Source organism: Promicromonospora panici (assembly GCF_900608595.1).
Classification (GTDB): domain Bacteria; phylum Actinomycetota; class Actinomycetes; order Actinomycetales; family Cellulomonadaceae; genus Promicromonospora; species Promicromonospora panici.
The window spans coordinates 40,488-57,436 of sequence record NZ_UWYY01000005.1 but is presented as its reverse complement, the minus strand read 5'-3'; the positions used below and the strand labels follow the sequence as shown (position 1 = coordinate 57,436).

The 16,949-nt window shown below is 73.9% G+C and carries 13 protein-coding genes; 7 read left to right on the top strand and 6 right to left on the bottom strand.

What is annotated here, in order from left to right; all coding sequences use genetic code 11:
* Positions 1-10 precede the first annotated feature (10 nt).
* Both EW117_RS06860 and EW117_RS06855 read right to left on the bottom strand, forming a co-directional pair.
* The gene (locus EW117_RS06860; protein WP_129785054.1) at positions 11-721 is read right to left on the bottom strand and encodes a DUF4241 domain-containing protein; all 711 of its coding nucleotides are present in this window, start codon (positions 719-721) and stop codon (positions 11-13) included.
* 29 nt (positions 722-750) lie between these two features.
* Positions 751-1,641: an aminoglycoside phosphotransferase family protein gene (locus EW117_RS06855; RefSeq protein ID WP_129785053.1), complete on the bottom strand. Its 891-nt coding sequence runs from the start codon at positions 1,639-1,641 to the stop codon at positions 751-753.
* Positions 1,642-1,724: 83 nt separating this feature from the next.
* Here EW117_RS06855 and EW117_RS06850 point away from each other — a divergent pair, with 83 nt between their 5' ends.
* The gene (locus tag EW117_RS06850; RefSeq protein WP_129785051.1) at positions 1,725-2,153 is read left to right on the top strand and encodes a DUF1801 domain-containing protein; all 429 of its coding nucleotides are present in this window, start codon (positions 1,725-1,727) and stop codon (positions 2,151-2,153) included.
* Positions 2,154-2,252: 99 nt separating this feature from the next.
* Entirely contained in the window at positions 2,253-4,295 is a 2,043-nt protein-coding gene (locus EW117_RS06845) for a HelD family protein (protein WP_129785049.1), read from the top strand.
* 15 nt (positions 4,296-4,310) lie between these two features.
* Here the strand turns inward: EW117_RS06845 and EW117_RS06840 are convergent, their stop codons facing one another.
* Positions 4,311-5,762, bottom strand: a complete 1,452-nt coding sequence (locus EW117_RS06840; protein WP_129785047.1) for a GuaB1 family IMP dehydrogenase-related protein — start codon at positions 5,760-5,762, stop codon at positions 4,311-4,313.
* Positions 5,763-5,935: 173 nt separating this feature from the next.
* Between EW117_RS06840 and dxs the strand changes: the two genes are divergently transcribed.
* Together dxs and EW117_RS06830 are read left to right on the top strand one after the other, a co-directional pair.
* On the top strand, positions 5,936-7,840 hold the full coding sequence (gene dxs / locus EW117_RS06835; protein WP_129785045.1) for a 1-deoxy-D-xylulose-5-phosphate synthase: 1,905 nt from the start codon (positions 5,936-5,938) through the stop codon (positions 7,838-7,840).
* 33 nt (positions 7,841-7,873) lie between these two features.
* A complete protein-coding gene (locus EW117_RS06830; protein WP_129785043.1) occupies positions 7,874-8,980 on the top strand; it encodes a carboxylate-amine ligase in 1,107 nt (368 codons plus the stop codon).
* 49 nt (positions 8,981-9,029) lie between these two features.
* Here the strand turns inward: EW117_RS06830 and EW117_RS06825 are convergent, their stop codons facing one another.
* Positions 9,030-9,404: a helix-turn-helix domain-containing protein gene (locus EW117_RS06825; protein WP_129785041.1), complete on the bottom strand. Its 375-nt coding sequence runs from the start codon at positions 9,402-9,404 to the stop codon at positions 9,030-9,032.
* A 404-nt stretch (positions 9,405-9,808) separates the two neighbouring features.
* Between EW117_RS06825 and EW117_RS06820 the strand changes: the two genes are divergently transcribed.
* Positions 9,809-10,480: a GNAT family N-acetyltransferase gene (locus EW117_RS06820; protein ID WP_129785039.1), complete on the top strand. Its 672-nt coding sequence runs from the start codon at positions 9,809-9,811 to the stop codon at positions 10,478-10,480.
* Between the two features lie 45 nt (positions 10,481-10,525).
* On the opposite strand, the gene EW117_RS06815 is transcribed toward EW117_RS06820, so the two are convergent.
* Both EW117_RS06815 and EW117_RS06810 read right to left on the bottom strand, forming a co-directional pair.
* Complete coding sequence (locus EW117_RS06815) at positions 10,526-11,224, bottom strand: hypothetical protein (protein WP_129785037.1); 699 nt, start codon at positions 11,222-11,224, stop codon at positions 10,526-10,528.
* Between the two features lie 74 nt (positions 11,225-11,298).
* Entirely contained in the window at positions 11,299-11,955 is a 657-nt protein-coding gene (locus tag EW117_RS06810) for an MSMEG_1061 family FMN-dependent PPOX-type flavoprotein (protein WP_129785035.1), read from the bottom strand.
* Between the two features lie 98 nt (positions 11,956-12,053).
* On the opposite strand from EW117_RS06810, the gene EW117_RS06805 reads away from it, so the two are divergent.
* Both EW117_RS06805 and EW117_RS06800 read left to right on the top strand, forming a co-directional pair.
* The gene (locus EW117_RS06805) at positions 12,054-14,252 is read left to right on the top strand and encodes a DEAD/DEAH box helicase (RefSeq protein WP_129785033.1); all 2,199 of its coding nucleotides are present in this window, start codon (positions 12,054-12,056) and stop codon (positions 14,250-14,252) included.
* 67 nt (positions 14,253-14,319) lie between these two features.
* Positions 14,320-16,863, top strand: coding sequence for a tetratricopeptide repeat protein (locus EW117_RS06800; protein ID WP_129785031.1), 2,544 nt, complete (start codon positions 14,320-14,322; stop codon positions 16,861-16,863).
* The last annotated feature ends 86 nt before the right edge of the window (positions 16,864-16,949 follow it).

Here is a 16,949-nt window from a genome sequence, read left to right as displayed (position 1 = left end):
CCCGGTCAGCTCAGGCGCCGATCGTGACAGGGACCTCCTCGTCCTGGTCCTCGTCGTCCTCCGGCTTCTCCGGGCCGGCGACCAGGAGGTCGATGTGCATACCGAGGAGCGCCCCGTCGGCGTCGTGGGTTGTGACGACCGGGTAGAAGCCGTCGCCCCAGCCGGAGTGGCTGAGCACGATGTTCTCGCCGGCGGTGGCCAGCGGCATGGTGATGTTGGCGCAGCCGTGCCGGTAGTGACCCGGGTCGTCCTGGAGCGCGAACCAGGACCGCTCGGTGCCGTTGTCGAAGAGGTCCTCGTACCAGTCGTCCTCCCGGGGAGGCATGCAAGCGGTGACCGCCCCGGCGTCCGCGAACGCCACCGTCCCCGCGTCCACGCCGACCCCGTAGAACTCGTCGCCGGTCGGCGGCTCGGCGCCGTCCGGTGAGACGAGTCGCACCTCCGCGACCGCTGCGGCGTCGGAGATCACCAGCGACAAGTAGGCCTCCCGCGGGTGGCTGCCGTCCCGGGCTTTCGAGACGTCGGCGACCGTGACCCGCACCGGGTAGGAGCCGGGCGGCACCGTGGCCACGAGGCCGTCGCCCAGGGTGACGTACGGGTCGGACGCCTCGACCCGTCCCGACGGCACGCGCAGGACGCCGAGGTCGTGCACCGTCTGGGGGTATGGGGTGCCCTCGGGAGTGCCGGGCATGAGGGCGAAGAGGGGCCTGAAGTAGGACATGCGAGGAACCTAGCGGGCACCACTGACAGTCAGCCGAAGAGCTGCTCCACCGCGTGCTCCCCGACGCCGACCATGATCGGGTGGGTGTCCGGGTAGGAGAAGCAGATGGTCGTGTACAGCAGGGCCCAGCCCTGGGCCCTGCGCCACATCCCGGCGTCCCAGCCCCTTCCGCCCCGCGCCTCGGCGTCGACCACGCGGCGGAACCGCCGTCGGCCCTCGGCGTCGAACGTGAGCCACATCGCGCCGAGGTCCGAGGCAGGGTCGCCGCTGGTCACGTCCCCGAAGTCGATGACGGCGGACAGGCGGCCGCCGTCGGCCACGAGGTTGGCCGGGTGCGGGTCGCCGTGCAGCCACATCGGGACGCCGTCGTACTCGGGAGCGGCGACGGCCTCGGCCCACAGGGTGCGGGCGCGCGGGTGGAGCCGCTCCGGGAGCAGCGTGAGACGGTCCTCGAACGTCGCCTGGCGCTCCTCGATCGGGATCCCGCGGAACCTGTTGCCGGGCGCGTCCTCAGGGGCGGGCTGGTGCAGCGCCACGAAGACGCGGGCCAGGTGCTCGGCCCACCCGGTGCGTTCCGCGGCAGGGATGATGGCCGCGGGCACGCCGTCGGCCCACCGCACGACGCCCCACGGCCACGGGTAGCCCAGCGCCGCGCTCGGCGCGCCGACGCGCACCGGCTCCGGGACGGCGACCGGCAGCCGCGGGGCGAGCAGCGGGAGCACGCGGTGCTCGTTGCGTATGAGCTCCGCCCCGAGCTCGCGCCGGGGCAGGCGCAGGGCGAGGTCGTCACCCAGCCGGACGATCACGTTGTCCCACCCGTTCGCGACCAGGTCGAGCCGCAGGTCGGCGAAGTCGGGGTGCTGCTCCTTCAGGAGCGACCGGGCGAGGTCGACGGTCACGTCGAGGTCGGCGGCGACCACGGCGGCCTCCTTGTCCTGTGCTTGTCCTGCGCGGGGTCCTGGTGGGCGGGCGGTCAACGGTACCGGTATGCCCATACTGGACCATGGCCACCACCTGGACCGACGAGGATCCCGCCGCCTTCCTCGCCGCGGTGACACCCGCTGTCCGGCGGCGTGACGCCCAGACCCTGCGCGACCTCATGGAGCGGGTCACGGGCGAGGCGCCGCGCATGTTCGGGACCTCCATGGTCGGTTTCGGCGAGTACCACTACCGGTACGCGAGCGGCCACTCGGGGCATGCCCCCGCCGCGGCGTTCGCACCCCGCAAGGCGGCGAGCACCGTGTACCTCGCGGACGGCGTCGGCGCGCACGCGGACCTCCTGGCCCGGCTCGGCCCGCACACCACCGGCGTTGGCTGCCTGTATCTGAAGGACCTGGAGGCGGTGGACCTGGCCGTGCTCGAGGAGATCGTGCGGCGGTCGTGGGCGACGGTCACCGCAGGGACGTTCGGGCAGCGGGCCGCGGATTCCTGAGCCGCAGGTCATGCGCGCGCCACGCCCGGGCGCGGTGCAGGCCGGGAACGTTCCGGGAACGGTTCGCGTTGACACCAGGCCCAACCACGAGGAGACCCGGTGCAGCAACGCCAGATCGAGCAGTCCGCCGAGCAGGAGTACGTCGACGCCCTGTACACCAGGCTGGACGGGGAGGCCGCCCGGGTCCGCGCCGACCTCGACTCCGCCGTACGTACCTCGTCGACCGACCCCGAGGAGGCGTACACCCGTGAGGTGCGTGTCGCCATGCTGAACCGCCAGGCACGAACCCTGGACGCCGCCGAGCACCACCTCTGCTTCGGCCGGATCGACCGCCCGGACGGCAGCTCGCTGCACATCGGCCGCACGGGCCTGAGCGACGACGACGGCCAGCTGCTCGTCGACTGGCGCGCCGACGCGGCCCGCCCGTTCTACGCCGCCACCGCCGCACACCCGATGGGGCTGCACCGGCGCAGGCACCTGCGCCTGGAGGACCGCAGGGTCACCCGGATCAGCGACGAGATCCTGGACGGCGCGGAGCCTGGCCCCCACGACGTCGTCGGGGACGGCCCGCTCCTGGAGGCCATCGGCGCCCGCCGCACCGGCCGCATGCGCGACGTCGTCTCCACGCTCCAGGCGGAGCAGGACGCGATCATCCGCTCCGGGCACCGCGGCGTCACCGTCGTGGAGGGCGGTCCGGGTACCGGCAAGACGGTCGTCGCCCTGCACCGCGCCGCCTACGTGCTGGCGGGCTTCGAGGAGGCGCGGGTCGACGGCGTGCTCGTGCTCGGCCCCAACTCCCGCTTCCTCGACTACATCGCCGAGGTCCTGCCCTCGCTCGGCGAGAACGACGTGGCGATGAGCACGGCCGACCGGCTGGTCGCCGACGCCCTCGGCCTGGACGAGCCCGCCGCGGCGGGCCACGAGCTGCGCCGGGCCGCTGGCGACGTGCGGCTGGCCGACGAGCTGGCCGGCATCGTGCGGCGCTACCAGGCGCCCGGCGGCACCCTGACGGTGCTGGTCGACGGCGACCCGGCCACGCTGGACGAGCACGACCTCGCCGAGGCCCGGGCCACAGCAGGGGGCGCCGGGCTGCCGCACAACCAGGCAAGGGCCCTGTTCAAGGACCTCGTCGTGGACTTCGTGGCCGACGAGGTGCAGGCCCGCGCCCGCGTGATGCTCGCGAAGCTGGACGAGGACATCGAGGTGCTCACGGGCGGCGTCAACGTCGACAAGGCCGCGGCGGGGGACCTGGCGCGGCTGGGCTTCGCCCCGGACGAGGGCGGCACCTTCGGGCACGCCGCCGCCGTGGCCGAGCTGGACCCGGGCGCGCTGCGGGCCGAGCTCGTCGAGGACCTCGCCCTGGAGCGGGCCGTCGAGGCCGCGTGGCCGCGGCTCGAGCCGGACGACCTGGTGCTGGACCTGCTGGACGGGCACCCGGAGCTCGCGGTCGCGGGCACCGTCGACGCCCCCGGGGCCTGGACCACCGCGCACCTGCCGCTGCTCGACGAGGCGGAGCACCTGCTGAACGGTCCGCCCGCCCGGACCTACGGGCACGTGGTGGTCGACGAGGCCCAGGAGCTGACGCCGATGCAATGGCGCTCGGTGCTGCGCCGGTGCCCGGGCCGGTCGATGACGGTGGTCGGCGACCTGGCGCAGGCCGGACCGGCGACCGGCACGAGCTCGTGGGCCGACGCGCTGGGCAGCGACCTGGCCAAGCGTGCCGACGTGCGCACCCTGACCGTCTGCTACCGCACCACCGCCGAGGTCCTGGCGGCCGCGGCGCCGCTGCTCGCCCGCATCGCGCCGCACCAGGCGCCGAGCCGCGCGGTCCGGCACGGGGACGAGCCCCGGCATCGGGCGGCGGACGGCGACCTGGCCGCCGCAGTCGTCGAGGAGGTGACGCGGGAGCTGACGAACGGCGACCTGGTGGCCGTGGTGGCCGCGGACGACGTCGCGCCCGGCCTGGCCGAGGCCCTGGACGGCGCGGCGCGCGTGGTGCCGGTCTCGCAGGTGCGCGGCCTGGAGTTCGACGCCGTGGTGGTCGCCGACCCCGAGGGCATCCGGCACGCGCGCCCGGGCGGCGAGCGCGACCTCTACGTCGCGCTGACCCGCCCGACCAGGCGGCTGGTCATCATCGAGTGACCCGACCAAGGCTGGCTACCAGCTTGTCTCCAGTGGCATGCCCTCCTGGTAGCCCGCCGCCGACTGGATGCCGACCACCGCGCGGTCGGCGAACTCCGCGAGGGAGCGGGCGCCCGCGTAGGTGCACGCCGACCGCAGGCCGGACGTGATCTCGTCCAGCAGGTCCTCGACGCCCGGCCGGGCCGGGTCGAGGTACATCTTGCCGGTGGAGATGCCCTCCTCGTACAGGGCCTTGCGAGCCCGGGCGAACGCGGTACCCGCACCGGCGGTGCGGGCCGCGACCGCCCGGGCGGACGCCATGCCGAACGAGTCCTTGTAGAGCCGGCCCGTGCCGTCGTCCTTCAGGTCGCCGGGCGACTCGTACGTGCCCGCGAACCAGGAGCCCACCATCACCTGCGACGCGCCCGCGGCCAGCGCCAGGGCGACGTCGCGGGGGTGGCGCACCCCGCCGTCGGCCCAGACGTGCTTGCCGAGCTCGCGCGCGGCGGCCGCGCACTCCAGGACCGCCGAGAACTGGGGTCGCCCGACGCCGGTCTGCATCCGCGTGGTGCACATCGCGCCCGGACCGACGCCGACCTTGAGGATGTCGGCGCCCGCGGCCACGAGGTCGCGTACGCCGTCGGCGGTGACGACGTTGCCCGCCACGACAGGCACCGTCGGGTCCACGGACCGCACGGCGTCCAGGGCGGCGAGCATCTTGGTCTGGTGGCCGTGCGCGGTGTCGACCACGAGCACGTCCACGCCCGCGGCGAGCAGGTCCTTGGCCTTCGCGGCGACGTCGCCGTTGATGCCGACCGCGGCGCCGATCCGCAGCGCGCCGGACGCGTCGAGGGCAGGATCGTAGATCGAGGAGCGCAGCGCCCCCTTGCGCGTCAGCACGCCGGCCAGGAGCCCGTCGCGCACCACGGGCGCCAGGTCGAGGCGCGCCGAGTGCAGGACGTCGAAGGCGGCCTCCAGACCGCCCGGGCCGTCCAGCAGGGCGGCGTCCAGCAGCCGGGGCTCGGCGGACATCACCTCGGCCACCCGGGTGAACCGGTCGACGTCGGCGCAGTCCGACTCGGTCACGACGCCGACGGGCCGGTCGTCCTCCACGACGACGGCGGCGCCGTGCGCGCGCTTGCCGAGCAGGTTCAGCACGCTGTGCACGGTGTCGTGCGGCGAGACCACCACCGGCGTCTCGATCACCGGGTCCTTGGCCTTCACGTCCGCGACCACGCCCGCCACGACGTCGGCCGGGACGTCCTGCGGGAGGATCGCGATGCCACCGCGCCGTGCGACGGTCTCCGCCATCCGGCGGCCCGCCACCGCGGTCATGTTGGCGACGACCACGGGGATGGTCGTACCGGTGCCGTCGTCGGACGCGAGGTCGACGTCGAACCGCGACGTGACGTCCGAGCGGGACGGGACGAGGAAGACGTCGCCATAGGTGAGGTCGGTGGCCGGGGACTGCTCGGGGAGGAATCGCACGTTCACCAATCGTAAAGAGTTCTTCTCTCCCTGCATATGAGTCCTGCCACATCGTTGTGGAGGTATCGGAGACAGGCGTGGGAGGCGGCGCTCTCGTGGCACAGTGGAGAGTCCGGTGCCCCTTAGAGTGGGGCCCCGATTCCCCTGCCAGGGGGCCTGACGAAAGGACGCGCATGGGCTTGCTGAGCGGCATCCGCATCCCCGAGGACGTCCGGGCGCTGACGCCCGGCCAGATGCCGGAGCTCGCCGAGGAGATCCGCAGATTCCTCGTGGAGAGCGTCTCGCGCACCGGCGGCCACCTCGGCCCCAACCTCGGCGTCGTCGAGCTGACCATCGCCATGCACCGGGTCTTCGACTCGCCGCGCGACACCATCGTGTTCGACACCGGCCACCAGGCCTACGTGCACAAGCTGCTCACCGGCCGCCAGGACTTCTCCGAGCTGCGCAAGCGCGGGGGCATGTCCGGCTACCCGAGCCGCGCCGAGTCCGAGCACGACGTCGTGGAGAACTCCCACGCCTCGACCGCCCTGTCCTGGGCGGACGGCATCGCCAAGGCCAACCAGGTGCGCGGCAAGGACGACCACGTGGTCGCCGTCATCGGCGACGGCGCGCTCACCGGCGGCATGGCCTGGGAGGCGCTGAACAACATCGCCGAGAGCCGGGACCGCAAGCTCGTCGTCGTCGTCAACGACAACGGCCGGTCCTACTCGCCGACCATCGGCGGGCTCGCGAACCACCTCGACACGCTGCGCACCACCCGCGGCTACGAGGCCTTCCTCAGCTGGGCCACCTGGGCGCTGCACCGCTCCGGCCCGCCCGGACGCTTCGCCTGGCGCTGGCTGCACGGCCTGAAGAAGGGCCTCAAGGACATCGTCGCGCCGCAGGGCATGTTCGAGGACCTGGGCATCAAGTACATCGGCCCCGTCGACGGCCACGACACCGAGGCGCTCGAGCGCGCGCTCGGCCGCGCCAAGGCGTACGGCCGCCCCGTGATCGTGCACGCGATCACCGAGAAGGGCCGCGGGTACAAGCCCGCCGAGGAGGACATCGCCGACCGGTTCCACGCCGTCGGCGTCATCCACCCCGAGACCGGGCTGCCCGTGGCGCCCAGCCGGTTCGGCTGGACCAAGATCTTCGCCGACGAGATCGTGCAGATCGGCCGTCGCCGGTCCGACGTCGTCGCCATCACCGCCGCCATGCTGCATCCCGTGGGGCTCGCGCCGTTCCAGGAGCAGTTCCCGGAGCGCACCTTCGACGTCGGCATCGCCGAGCAGCACGCCGTGACCTCGGCCGCCGGTATGGCCTTCGCCGGCCTGCACCCCGTCGTCGCCGTGTACGCGACGTTCCTGAACCGGGCGTTCGACCAGGTTCTGATGGACGTCGCCCTGCACAAGGCGGGCGTCACCTTCGTCCTGGACCGCGCCGGCGTCACCGGCGAGGACGGGGCCAGCCACAACGGCATGTGGGACATGGCGATGCTGCGGATCGTGCCCGGCCTGCGGCTGGCCGCCCCACGCGACGAGACGACGCTGCGCGGCGCTTTGCGCGCGGCGGTCGACGTCGACGACGCGCCCACCGTGGTCCGCTACCCCAAGGGCGCCGTCGGCGACGACATCCCGGCCGTCGAGGAGCTCGACGGCGTGGACATCGTGGGGCGGTTCTCGGCGGACGCCGTCCGGCAGGCCCACGAGCCGGCCGCCGCGGCGCGGCGCGTGCTCGTGGTCGGCGTGGGCTCGATGGCAGGCTGCGCGATGGAGACCGGCGCGGCGCTCGCGGCGCACGGCGTCGAGGTCACCGTCGCGTCCCCGACCTGGGTGCTGCCCGTGCCGGAGAACCTGGTCAAGCTGTGCGGCGAGCACGATCTCGTGGTCACCGCGGAGGACGGCGTCGTCGACGGCGGCGTCGGCGACATGCTCGCGCAGCGCGCGGGGGAGCAGGGCATCACGACGCCGCAGGTGCACATCGGCCTGCCGGTCGCGTTCCTGGACCACGCGAGCCGGGACCACATCGTCAAGGCGCAGCGCATGACCGCCGCCGACGCGACGCGCGATGCACTGGCGGCGCTCGCGCTGCTGTGATCGGCGGCCCTCCGGGAAGCGTGTGAGACTGCCATGGTGACTGGCACGGCTACGGGCGGCGGGGCGCTGCGGACCGTCGGCGTCGAGGAAGAGCTGATGCTGGTCGGGCCCGACGGGGCACCGATCGCGCGCGCCAAGGACATGCTCGGCAGCGCCGAGCCGGCCGACGGCCCGCTCGAGTACGAGCTCATGGAGGAGCAGATCGAGACGGCGTCGCCGCCGCGCTCGACGCTCGAGGACATCGCCGCGGCGATCCGCGAGGGGCGTGCGGGCGCACAGGCGGCGGCCGACCGGCACGACGCGCGCATCGTCGCGGTGGGCACCTCGCCCTTGGCGATCGCCGGGACCACGGTCGCGAAGCTCCGGTACCTCCTGGCCCGTGCGGAGTTCGGGCTGACCGCCCGCGAGCAGCTCACGAGCGGCTGCCACGTGCACGTCGCGGTGGCGGACGACGCCGAGGGCGTCGCCGTGCTGGACCGCATAGGACCCTGGCTCGCGCCGCTGCTGGCCCTGTCCGCGAACTCGCCGTACTGGATGGGCGTCGACTCCGAGTACGCGAGCTTCCGGTCCCAGGTCTGGTCCCGCTGGCACACTGCGGGCCCGACACGGCGCTTCGGCACCCCCGAGGCGTACCACGAGGCGGTCGAGCGGCTGATCGCGAGCGAGACGATCCTGGACGAGGGGATGGTCTACTTCGACGCCCGCCTGTCGGCGCGGTATCCGACGGTGGAGATCCGGGTGGCCGACGTGTGCCTCTCCGCGGACACGGCGACGCTCCTGGCGGCGCTGGCGCGCGGCCTCGTGGAGACGGCCGCACGGGCGGCGGACTCCCCGGCGCCCGACGTGCCGGTCGAGATCCTGCGCGTGGCGCTATGGCGGGCGGGGCGCTCGGGCCTCTCCGGAGCCCTCCTCGATCCCCGGACCTGGCGGCCCGCTCCGGCGCACGACGTCGTCGGAGCTCTGATCGGCCACGTTCGCGAGGCCCTGGTGGACGCCGGCGAGCTCGACGTCGTGACCGAGCTGCTGGGTGAGCTCTGGGCCGGGGGCGACGGCGCGTCGCGCCAGCGCGCCTGGGCCGCGGAGGCGGACGGCGACCTCGGGGCCGTCGCGCTGCGGGCAGCGGACGCGACGCTGGGCTGAACGGAGCCCGCTCCCGACGTTGCGGCCGCCGCCGCCGAGGTCGCGGTGCTCACCAGTAGTTGCCCGTGACGTCGCGCACCGGCTTGCGCGGCTCGTTCACGAGGACGGCAGGATCGCAGCCGAAGAGCTGGGCGATGACGCCGACCTGGTCCAGGGTCCACGCGGTCCGGCCGCGGAACCGGTCGGAGACCGCCGCGCGGGAGAGCCCGACCTCGGCCGCTATCTGCATCTGGCTCAGACCCCGCCGAGCGGCCTCGAACCGGATCGCCGCGGCGCACAGGCAGGCGAGCCCGTCGCGGTTCAGAGTGGGTGCAGGCCGGGGGCGGACGGCCGGACGGGCCTCGGCGTCGTCGTCGATGTCCGGGTCGAGCGTGCCGTCGAAGATCGGGTCGCGGTCGAGCGGGTCGTAGTTGGTGCGTGCCATGGGCCTAGCCTGGCGCCTGCGGCGAGTCGTCGTCCGCGGCTGTCCACAGGGCTGGAGGTCCTGCTGCGCATCGGTCGCTGCGCATCAGTCGCTCAGATGCCCGGCTTGTCGCTCGCCCGGGAACAACTACACCCAGGTGAAGGGTGCCAGGTGCGGTTAATTTCGGTCGCCTGGGCCTTGTCTGGTACGGCCTGTCTGAATCGTTCGGCTGAGCCGAATCACCCATCGCACACGCGAACGAACTTCACCGCACCTGGCACCTCTCGTCCGGGTGTTGTGCCCGCTCCCGGGCCCCGGCCCGGTCGTCGGCGACCGGGAAGCTTCGCTCAGGGTGTTCGTCGCCGTCGGTGGCGGCCAGGAATTCCGGTTGCTCCGGCCGGACGGCGTCTGGGACGTTTCTGCGCATGGACCTCGCTACCGCGTTCCCGCCGTTCGGCCTCCGGGTCACCTGCAGCGACCTCGAGCTGCGCCTGCCCGACGACGCGGAGCTGACCCGCCTGGCCGACGTCGCCGTGGCCGGTATCCACCCGCCCGAGCGGCGTCCGTTCCTGGTCCCGTGGAACGTCGGGGAGCCCGACGACGTGCGTCGCGGCCTGTTGCAGTATCACTGGGCGTCCCGCGGCAAGGTGTCGCCCGATGCCTGGGCGCTGGAGCTCGGGGTGTTCCGCGACGGTGAGCCGATCGGCGCGCAGAGCGTGGGGGCCACGGACTTCCCGGTGACGCGTTCCGCGGGGACCGGCTCCTGGCTCGGCCTGGCGCACCACGGGAAGGGCATCGGCAAGCGGATGCGGCTGATGGCGCTGCACCTGCTGTTCGAGGGGTTCGGCGCCGCCGACGCGAAGACGGAGGCGTTCGACGACAACCCCGAGTCGAACGGCGTGACGCGTTCGCTCGGCTACGCGCCGAACGGCGTCGTCCTGCAGGAGCGGCAGGGCGAGGTCGCCACCGAGAACCGGTACCGCATGACCCGCGAGGCCTGGGCCGCGCGCCCCGAGGCGCACCGCCTGGACGTCACGCTGGAGGGCGTGGCGCCGGTCCGCGCGATGCTGAAGATGGACGAGGCGGTACGGGGCTGATGCGGCGCCTGGCGTCGGGGCGTGCCTGACGGCCAGGCGCTCCCGTTACTTCTTGGCGACGGCCCACCAGATGATGCCGGCGATGAGCAGCAGGAAGCCCAGGCCGCCGACCAGGAACCCGATCAGGAGGACGATCCCGCTGCCGCCGATCCCCGCGACGCTGTCCGCGTTGAGGGGTCCGCCCACGGCGAGGCCGACGTCGTCGGCCGCCACGCTCTCGTCGACGAGAAGCGTGTGCGAGCCGGTCTCAGCGGGGACGAGCACCCCGACGGGGAACACCGACCAGCCGTTGGTCGGCAGCATGCCGACCTGATCCGGCGGCGTGATGCTCAGCGGGCCGCTCGGTCCCTCGGCGGTCACCGCCGAGATCGGCAGCCTGGCCGACTCACCCTGCGAGACCTCGTAGACGACGTACGCGCCTTCGCCCTGGACGTCGAAGACCAGGGGCTCGGTCGACGGCCCGAGGGCGAGAGCGTCGCTACCGGCGGTGCCCTCGGTGGTGACGAGATCCGTGGGGAGCAGGTCGGCGATACCTCCGGCCGCCCCCGCGACGCCCACTACGCCCGCGACCACACCTGCCACCAGGACGGCGAGTCCGCTGAACGTCAGGATCTTGGGGCCCGTCTTCCGCGGCCGGGGTGCCGGCTGGTACGGGGGCGGGTACGCCTGCGACCCACCCATGGCGGGCAGCGGCGGTGTGGGTCCGGTCGCGTACGGGCCCGGTTGGGGGGCAGGTGTGGTCATGGACGCATCGTGCGCCGCGCGCCGCGGGGTTGCCAAGGAAAGCCCGCGCAATTCACCCCGGCGCGAGCCGCCCGTCAGCCGTAGATCGTCTCGGCGTACTTCGGTCCGTAGTGCGCCTCGACCTCCGCGAGGCTCTGCTCTGGCCGCTCCAGCGTGTGCGCGATGACAGCGCGGCGAGGCACCGACTCCAGGTCCCAGGTGGCGGGATCCCAGGCCTTGGAGCGCAGGAACGCCTTGGAGCAGTGGTGGAACACCTCCTCGACGTCGACCTCCAGCGCGAGCACCGGCAGGTTGCGGCGCACCTGGAGCTCGGCGAGGTACGGGGCGTCGCGCACGATCCGGGCCGACCCGTTCACCCGCAGCGTGTCGCCGCGCCCCGGGATCACGAAGATGAGACCCACGTGCGGGTTGGCCAGCACGTTGAGGAAGCCGTCGGTGCGGCGGTTGCCCGGGCGCTCCGGGATGGCGATGGTGCGCTCGTCCAGGACGCGCACCAGGGAGCCCGCGGGGTCGCCCTTGGGGGAGATGTCGAGGTTGCCCGCCGCGTCCGACGTCGCGACCAGGCACAGCGGCGAGGCCTCGAGCCACTGCCGGTCGAGGTCGTGCAGCGCGTCGCGCACCTTGTCCGCCGCCGGGCCGAGGGGCGGTGGAATGATCTCGCGGAGCTCCTCGACGGTGGTGACGGGGATTCCGCCGAACCTGCTCGGCCGGTCGCTCAGCTGCTCGGTCATGGCCTCAACATAAGCCGGGCCAGCCGTCCGCGACCAGTGCATCGGCAGGTACGGGGCGAACGGGGCATGTCAGACCATCCGGGTACGCTCGCAGCGCCATGACCGAGCAGACGACCCTCCCCAGCCCAGCAGAAGCCCCGGCCGCGCCCCGGACGTGGAAGGCCCGCGCGGCGCGCCGCGTCGTGGAGCAGGCCCAGGCACTGCTCGACGACGCCCTGGTGCTCACCCACACCGACTCCGCCCTGCGCGAGCGGGTCCGCGATGCCTACACGGCCACCCGGGAGGTGCGGGTCCACGCCGAGCTGCGCACGGTCGGCGTCCCTGCCCTGGAGGCCCGCCGCAAGAAGCTGCGCGTCGCCGTCCTGGAGAAGGCCGGGTTCAGGACCGTCACCCAGGTGCTCGTCGCGGGCACCGAGCGCCTCGTCGAGGCGGGGATCGGCGCTGGGACGGCGAAGCTCGCCACCTCCGCGGCCCGCGAGCTCGCCGCCGACGTCGACGCCGAGCTGCGGTTCCGCGTCGACGTCGACCCCGACGACCCGTACGCCACGGTGCTCGTCCAGTCCCTGTACGCCTTCGGGCTGGCCACCGACGCGCGGCACCGGCACCTCGACGAGGCGCGCCGCGTGACCGCCGTCGTCCCGGGGCACCTGGAACCGGCGCGGCTCGCGACCAGCGTCTGGCGGCGGCTCGTGGCCCCCGCCGACCGCAAGACCGGCGCCTTCCGGGCGGTCTCAGCGCTCGCGGACCAGGTGGCCGCCGCCCGCCTGACCGACGACGCGCGAGCGGTGCGCGCCGCCGTCGGGCAGCCGCCGGAGGGGGCCGAGGTGTGGGCCGACTTCGAGGCCCGGTCCGCCGAGTACTACGGCCTGCTGTCGCAGGTCGTGGACCTGGGCGACGACCACGAGGCCGCCGAGGGCGGCCTGCCCGCCGACGTCGTGCGGCGGGTCGAGGCGCAGCCTCTCGACCGCACCCTGCTGCGCGCCAACCTGCGCGGCTACCAGCAGTTCGGCGCCAAGTACGCGCTGGTGCAGCGGCGCACCATCCTCGGCGACGAGATGGGCCTCGGCAAGACCATGCAGTCCATAGCGGTGGCCGCGCACCTCGTGGCGACCGGCGGCACGCACGTGCTGGTGGTGTGCCCGGCGAGCGTCGTCACCAACTGGAAGCGCGAGATCGAGCAGCACTCCGACCTGAGCGCCGTCGTGCTGCACGGAAACGACCGCGAGAAGGCGGCAGCGGCCTGGCTGGACGGCGGCGGCGTCGCGATCACCACGTTCGAGGTGCTGGGCCGGCTCGACCTGCCCTACGATCTGCGGCCCGCGCTCCTGGTCGTGGACGAGGCGCACTACGTCAAGAACCCCGAGACCATCCGCGGCCGCGAGGTACGCCGCTGGGCCGACCGGGCCGACCGCGTCCTGTTCCTGTCCGGCACCCCGATGGAGAACAAGGTCGCCGAGTTCAAGAACATGGTGGGCTACCTGCAGCCCGAGGTCGCCGGGCAGCTCGACCCCAACGCGGGCCTGTCCGGAGCCAAGGCCTTCCGCCGGATCGTCGCGCCCGCCTATCTGCGCCGCAACCAGGAGGACGTGCTCACCGAGCTGCCCGAGATGGTGCAGGTCGAGGAGTGGGAACAGTTCGGCCCCGTCGACGGCGCCGCCTACCGCGCCGCCGTGCTCGCCGGGAATTTCATGGCCATGCGCCGGGCGGCGTTCGCGGTCTCCGACGCCGACGAGTCCGCCAAGCTCGTGCGCCTGCGCGAGCTCGTCACCGAGGCCGTCGACGGCGGCCGCCGCGTCATCGTCTTCTCCTACTTCCTGTCGGTCCTCGAGCAGGTCATGGACCTGCTCGGCGACCTCGCCGTCGGCCCCCTGACCGGATCCGTGCCCGTGGCCGAGCGGCAGACCATGGTGGACGCGCTGTCCGACCCCGGCGGGCCGTCCGTGCTGGTCAGCCAGATCACCGCCGGCGGAGTCGGCCTGAACGTACAGGCAGCGAGCGTCGTCATCTTCTGCGAACCGCAGGTCAAGCCCACCATCGAGGCGCAGGCCGTCGCGCGGGCGCACCGCATGGGCCAGACCCGCACCGTCCAGGTGCACAGGCTCCTGGTCGAACGCTCCGTGGACCAGCGGATGATGGAGATCCTCGGCTCCAAGTCGGCCCTCTTCGAGGAGTTCGCCCGGCAGTCCGAGATCACCGACGCCTCGCCCTCGGCCGTGGACGTCGCCGCGCCGTCCGAGACCTCCCTGTCCCGCACGATCCTCGCCGAGGAGCAGGAGCGCCTGCGCAGCGCACCATGAAATGACCCTCGGCAAACCCATATGGGTGTGATAACCGGTTAGAGCAGGATTGCGGTTCACTGACGTCGTGCCTCTGACGACGTCACACACCCGTGCGGCGGTCACCCACGCCGTGTCGCCCGGGCGGCTGCTCGCACCGGCCCGACGCACGGTGCCGTTCCTCGGACGGACCGCCGAGCTGGCCTCCCTCCTCGACTGGTGCGGCGGCCCCGAACCGGTGGCGGCCAGGCTGATCAGCGGCCCGCGCGGCGTCGGAAAGACCCGCCTCGCCCGCGAGACGGCGCACGAGATGGCGCACGCCGGCTGGACCTGCCTCGACGTGCCCGACGGCGCCGAGCCCGCGGCCCTCGCCGCCATCCCCGACGGCGCCCCCGCCGTCCTCGTCGTCGACGGCGCGGACACGCGCGGCCCGGCGCTCGCGGACCTCCTGCGCGCCGCCGCCCGGGGCCGGAACGGCGCGCTCCGCATCCTGCTGGTCGCCCGCGGCACGGGCCAGTGGTTCGACCGGCTCACGACGACCGACCTGGCGGTACGCGCGCTGCTCGAACCGGCCCGGTCCGCGGACGACCTCGGCGGGGCGGTGTTCCCGGGCCAGGTGGACGCGCGCCTCGTGACGGCGTTCGTGGAGCCGTACGCGCGGGCCCTCGGCGTCGCGGCGCCCCGGGTCGCCGTCGCCTCGGTGCCGGGCGGCGGTGCCCCGATGCTCGACCTGCAGGCGGCGGCCCTCTGCGCCGTCATGCGCGTGCAGGCGCGGCGGCCGCGGGGCATGCTGCCCGTGGACGTGTCCGACGCCATGGACGAGCTGCTCGAGCACGAGCGCTGGAGCTGGTTCCGCTCGGCGGAGGAGGCGGGCCTGCTCGGCGAGGCGGCACTCGCGCCCGAGGGGATGGACGGCCTGGTGGCCGCGGCGACCCTGACCGGCGTGCGCACCCCCGACGCCGCGGAGAACCTCGTGCGCCGCGTCGCCGCGGTCGTGCCCGGCGTGCGGCCGGGCGCGGAGGCCGCCGTCGGCCGCTGGCTGGTCGACCTGGACCCGCACCGGACGCTGCCCGGCCGGCTGGTGGACCCCCACCTGCTGGCCGAGCTCACGGACACCCCGGAGCTGCTCGGGGCGTGCCTGGCGGGGGCGAGCGCGGCGTCGTCCCGGAGGGCGGCGCTGCGCATGGCCGTCATCGTCGTGGACCGGCTCGACGGGCGGTCCGAGGACCAGAGCCCCGCGCTGGACCAGCTCGGCGCGGTGCTGGCCGCGCTGCCCGAGGACCACGACACGCTGCGCGCGGTCTCGGGGGCGCTCCCGCACCCGTCGCTGGCGCTGGGCGAGCTCCGCGCCGAGCTCACCCTCCGCACGCTGGCGGCGGTCCCGGACGGCGACCCGGACGGCGATCCGGCGAGACGCGCCGAGGCGCTGCGCGACGCCGGGGTGGCGCTCGGGGAGGTCGGCCGCGCCGCCGATGCCGAGCGGTACCAGCGCGGGGCCGTCACCCTGTTCCGCGAGCTGGCCACGGCGGACCCGCACCGGTTCCGGCCGCGGCTGGCCGCGCTGCTCGTGAACCTGGGCGCCACCTGCTCCGACCAGGGGCGCCCGGAGGAGGCGCTGCGCTGCGAGGAGGAGGCGGTGGACCTGCTCCGGCTCGTCACGGACGACCACCCGGGCACCGTCACGCGCGACCTGACCATGGCGGTGTCGAACCTGGCCGTGACGTTCGCGGAGCTGGGCAAGCCGTTGGCCGCGCTCGGGCCGAGCCGCGAGGCGGCAGGGCTCTGGCGGCAGCTCGCCGGCGCGAACCCGGAACGGTTCACCTGGGCGCTGGCCCTGTCCCTGATGAACGTGGCGCGGCGGCTGCTGGAGCTCGGCAGGCCGAAGGAGGCGCTGGAGCCGGCCGCGGAGTCGCTGGCGATCCGGCGCGGTCTGGCCGCCGCGGAACCGGACGAGCACCTGTCCGGCCTCGGGGACTCGCTGCAGGTCATGGGCACCGCGCTCACGGACCAGGGGCGCGGTGAGGAAGCCGTGCCGTATCTCGAGGAGGCCGTCGGGATCCGGCGTCGGACCGCCGAGGAGAATCCCGGGCGGTACCTGCCGGACCTCGCCTACTCGCTCCAGGCGCTCGGTACGCGGCTCTCCGACCAGGGCCGTCACGCGGAGGGCCTCGAGCTGCAGCAGGAGGCCGTCGAGGTGCAGCGCCGGCTCGCGGCCGACAGCCCCGGACGGTACGTGCCGGAGCTGGCCGACGCGCTGTCCGCCGTCGGCGTCACCTACTCCCGGCTGGACCGGCCGCAGGACGCACTCGACGTGGAGCGCGAGGCGACCCGGACCTGGCGCGAGCTGGTCGGCGCCGACCCGGACCGCTACCGTCCGCGGCTCGCGCAGTCGCTGACCAACGTGAGCTCGATCTTCGCCGGCCTCAGGCTCGGCGACGAGGCGGTGGCACCCGCGAGCGAGGCCGTCGTGCTGCTGCGGGAGCTGGCCGCGGAGAACGCCGCGCGGTACCGGCCGCGGCTGGCGGAGGCGCTGCGGACACTGGCGCTCGCGCTGCACGACCAGGAGCGGTTCGACGAGGCGCAGCGGGCGCGGTCCGAGGCGCAGGAGCTGGGCGGGGTGCTGGGTGCGTGAGGAACCCGATCGGGACTCGTCCCCGAATGCCTTGTCCGAAAATGGCTAGACTTTGCCAATTTATTGCTCTAGCCTGGCGGCTCTAG

Excerpts from the sequence above, each read along its gene's own strand:
- EW117_RS06810 (WP_129785035.1), bottom strand. The coding sequence starts at position 11,955 with ATGACCGAGCAGCTGAGCGACCGGCCGAGCAGGTTCGGCGGAATCCCC.
- EW117_RS06860 (WP_129785054.1), bottom strand. The coding sequence starts at position 721 with ATGTCCTACTTCAGGCCCCTCTTCGCCCTCATGCCCGGCACTCCCGAG.
- EW117_RS06830 (WP_129785043.1), top strand. The coding sequence starts at position 7,874 with ATGGTGACTGGCACGGCTACGGGCGGCGGGGCGCTGCGGACCGTCGGC.
- EW117_RS06825 (WP_129785041.1), bottom strand. The coding sequence starts at position 9,404 with ATGGCACGCACCAACTACGACCCGCTCGACCGCGACCCGATCTTCGAC.
- EW117_RS06805 (WP_129785033.1), top strand. The coding sequence starts at position 12,054 with ATGACCGAGCAGACGACCCTCCCCAGCCCAGCAGAAGCCCCGGCCGCG.
- EW117_RS06850 (WP_129785051.1), top strand. The coding sequence starts at position 1,725 with ATGGCCACCACCTGGACCGACGAGGATCCCGCCGCCTTCCTCGCCGCG.
- EW117_RS06815 (WP_129785037.1), bottom strand. The coding sequence starts at position 11,224 with ATGACCACACCTGCCCCCCAACCGGGCCCGTACGCGACCGGACCCACA.
- dxs (WP_129785045.1), top strand. The coding sequence starts at position 5,936 with ATGGGCTTGCTGAGCGGCATCCGCATCCCCGAGGACGTCCGGGCGCTG.
- EW117_RS06820 (WP_129785039.1), top strand. The coding sequence starts at position 9,809 with ATGGACCTCGCTACCGCGTTCCCGCCGTTCGGCCTCCGGGTCACCTGC.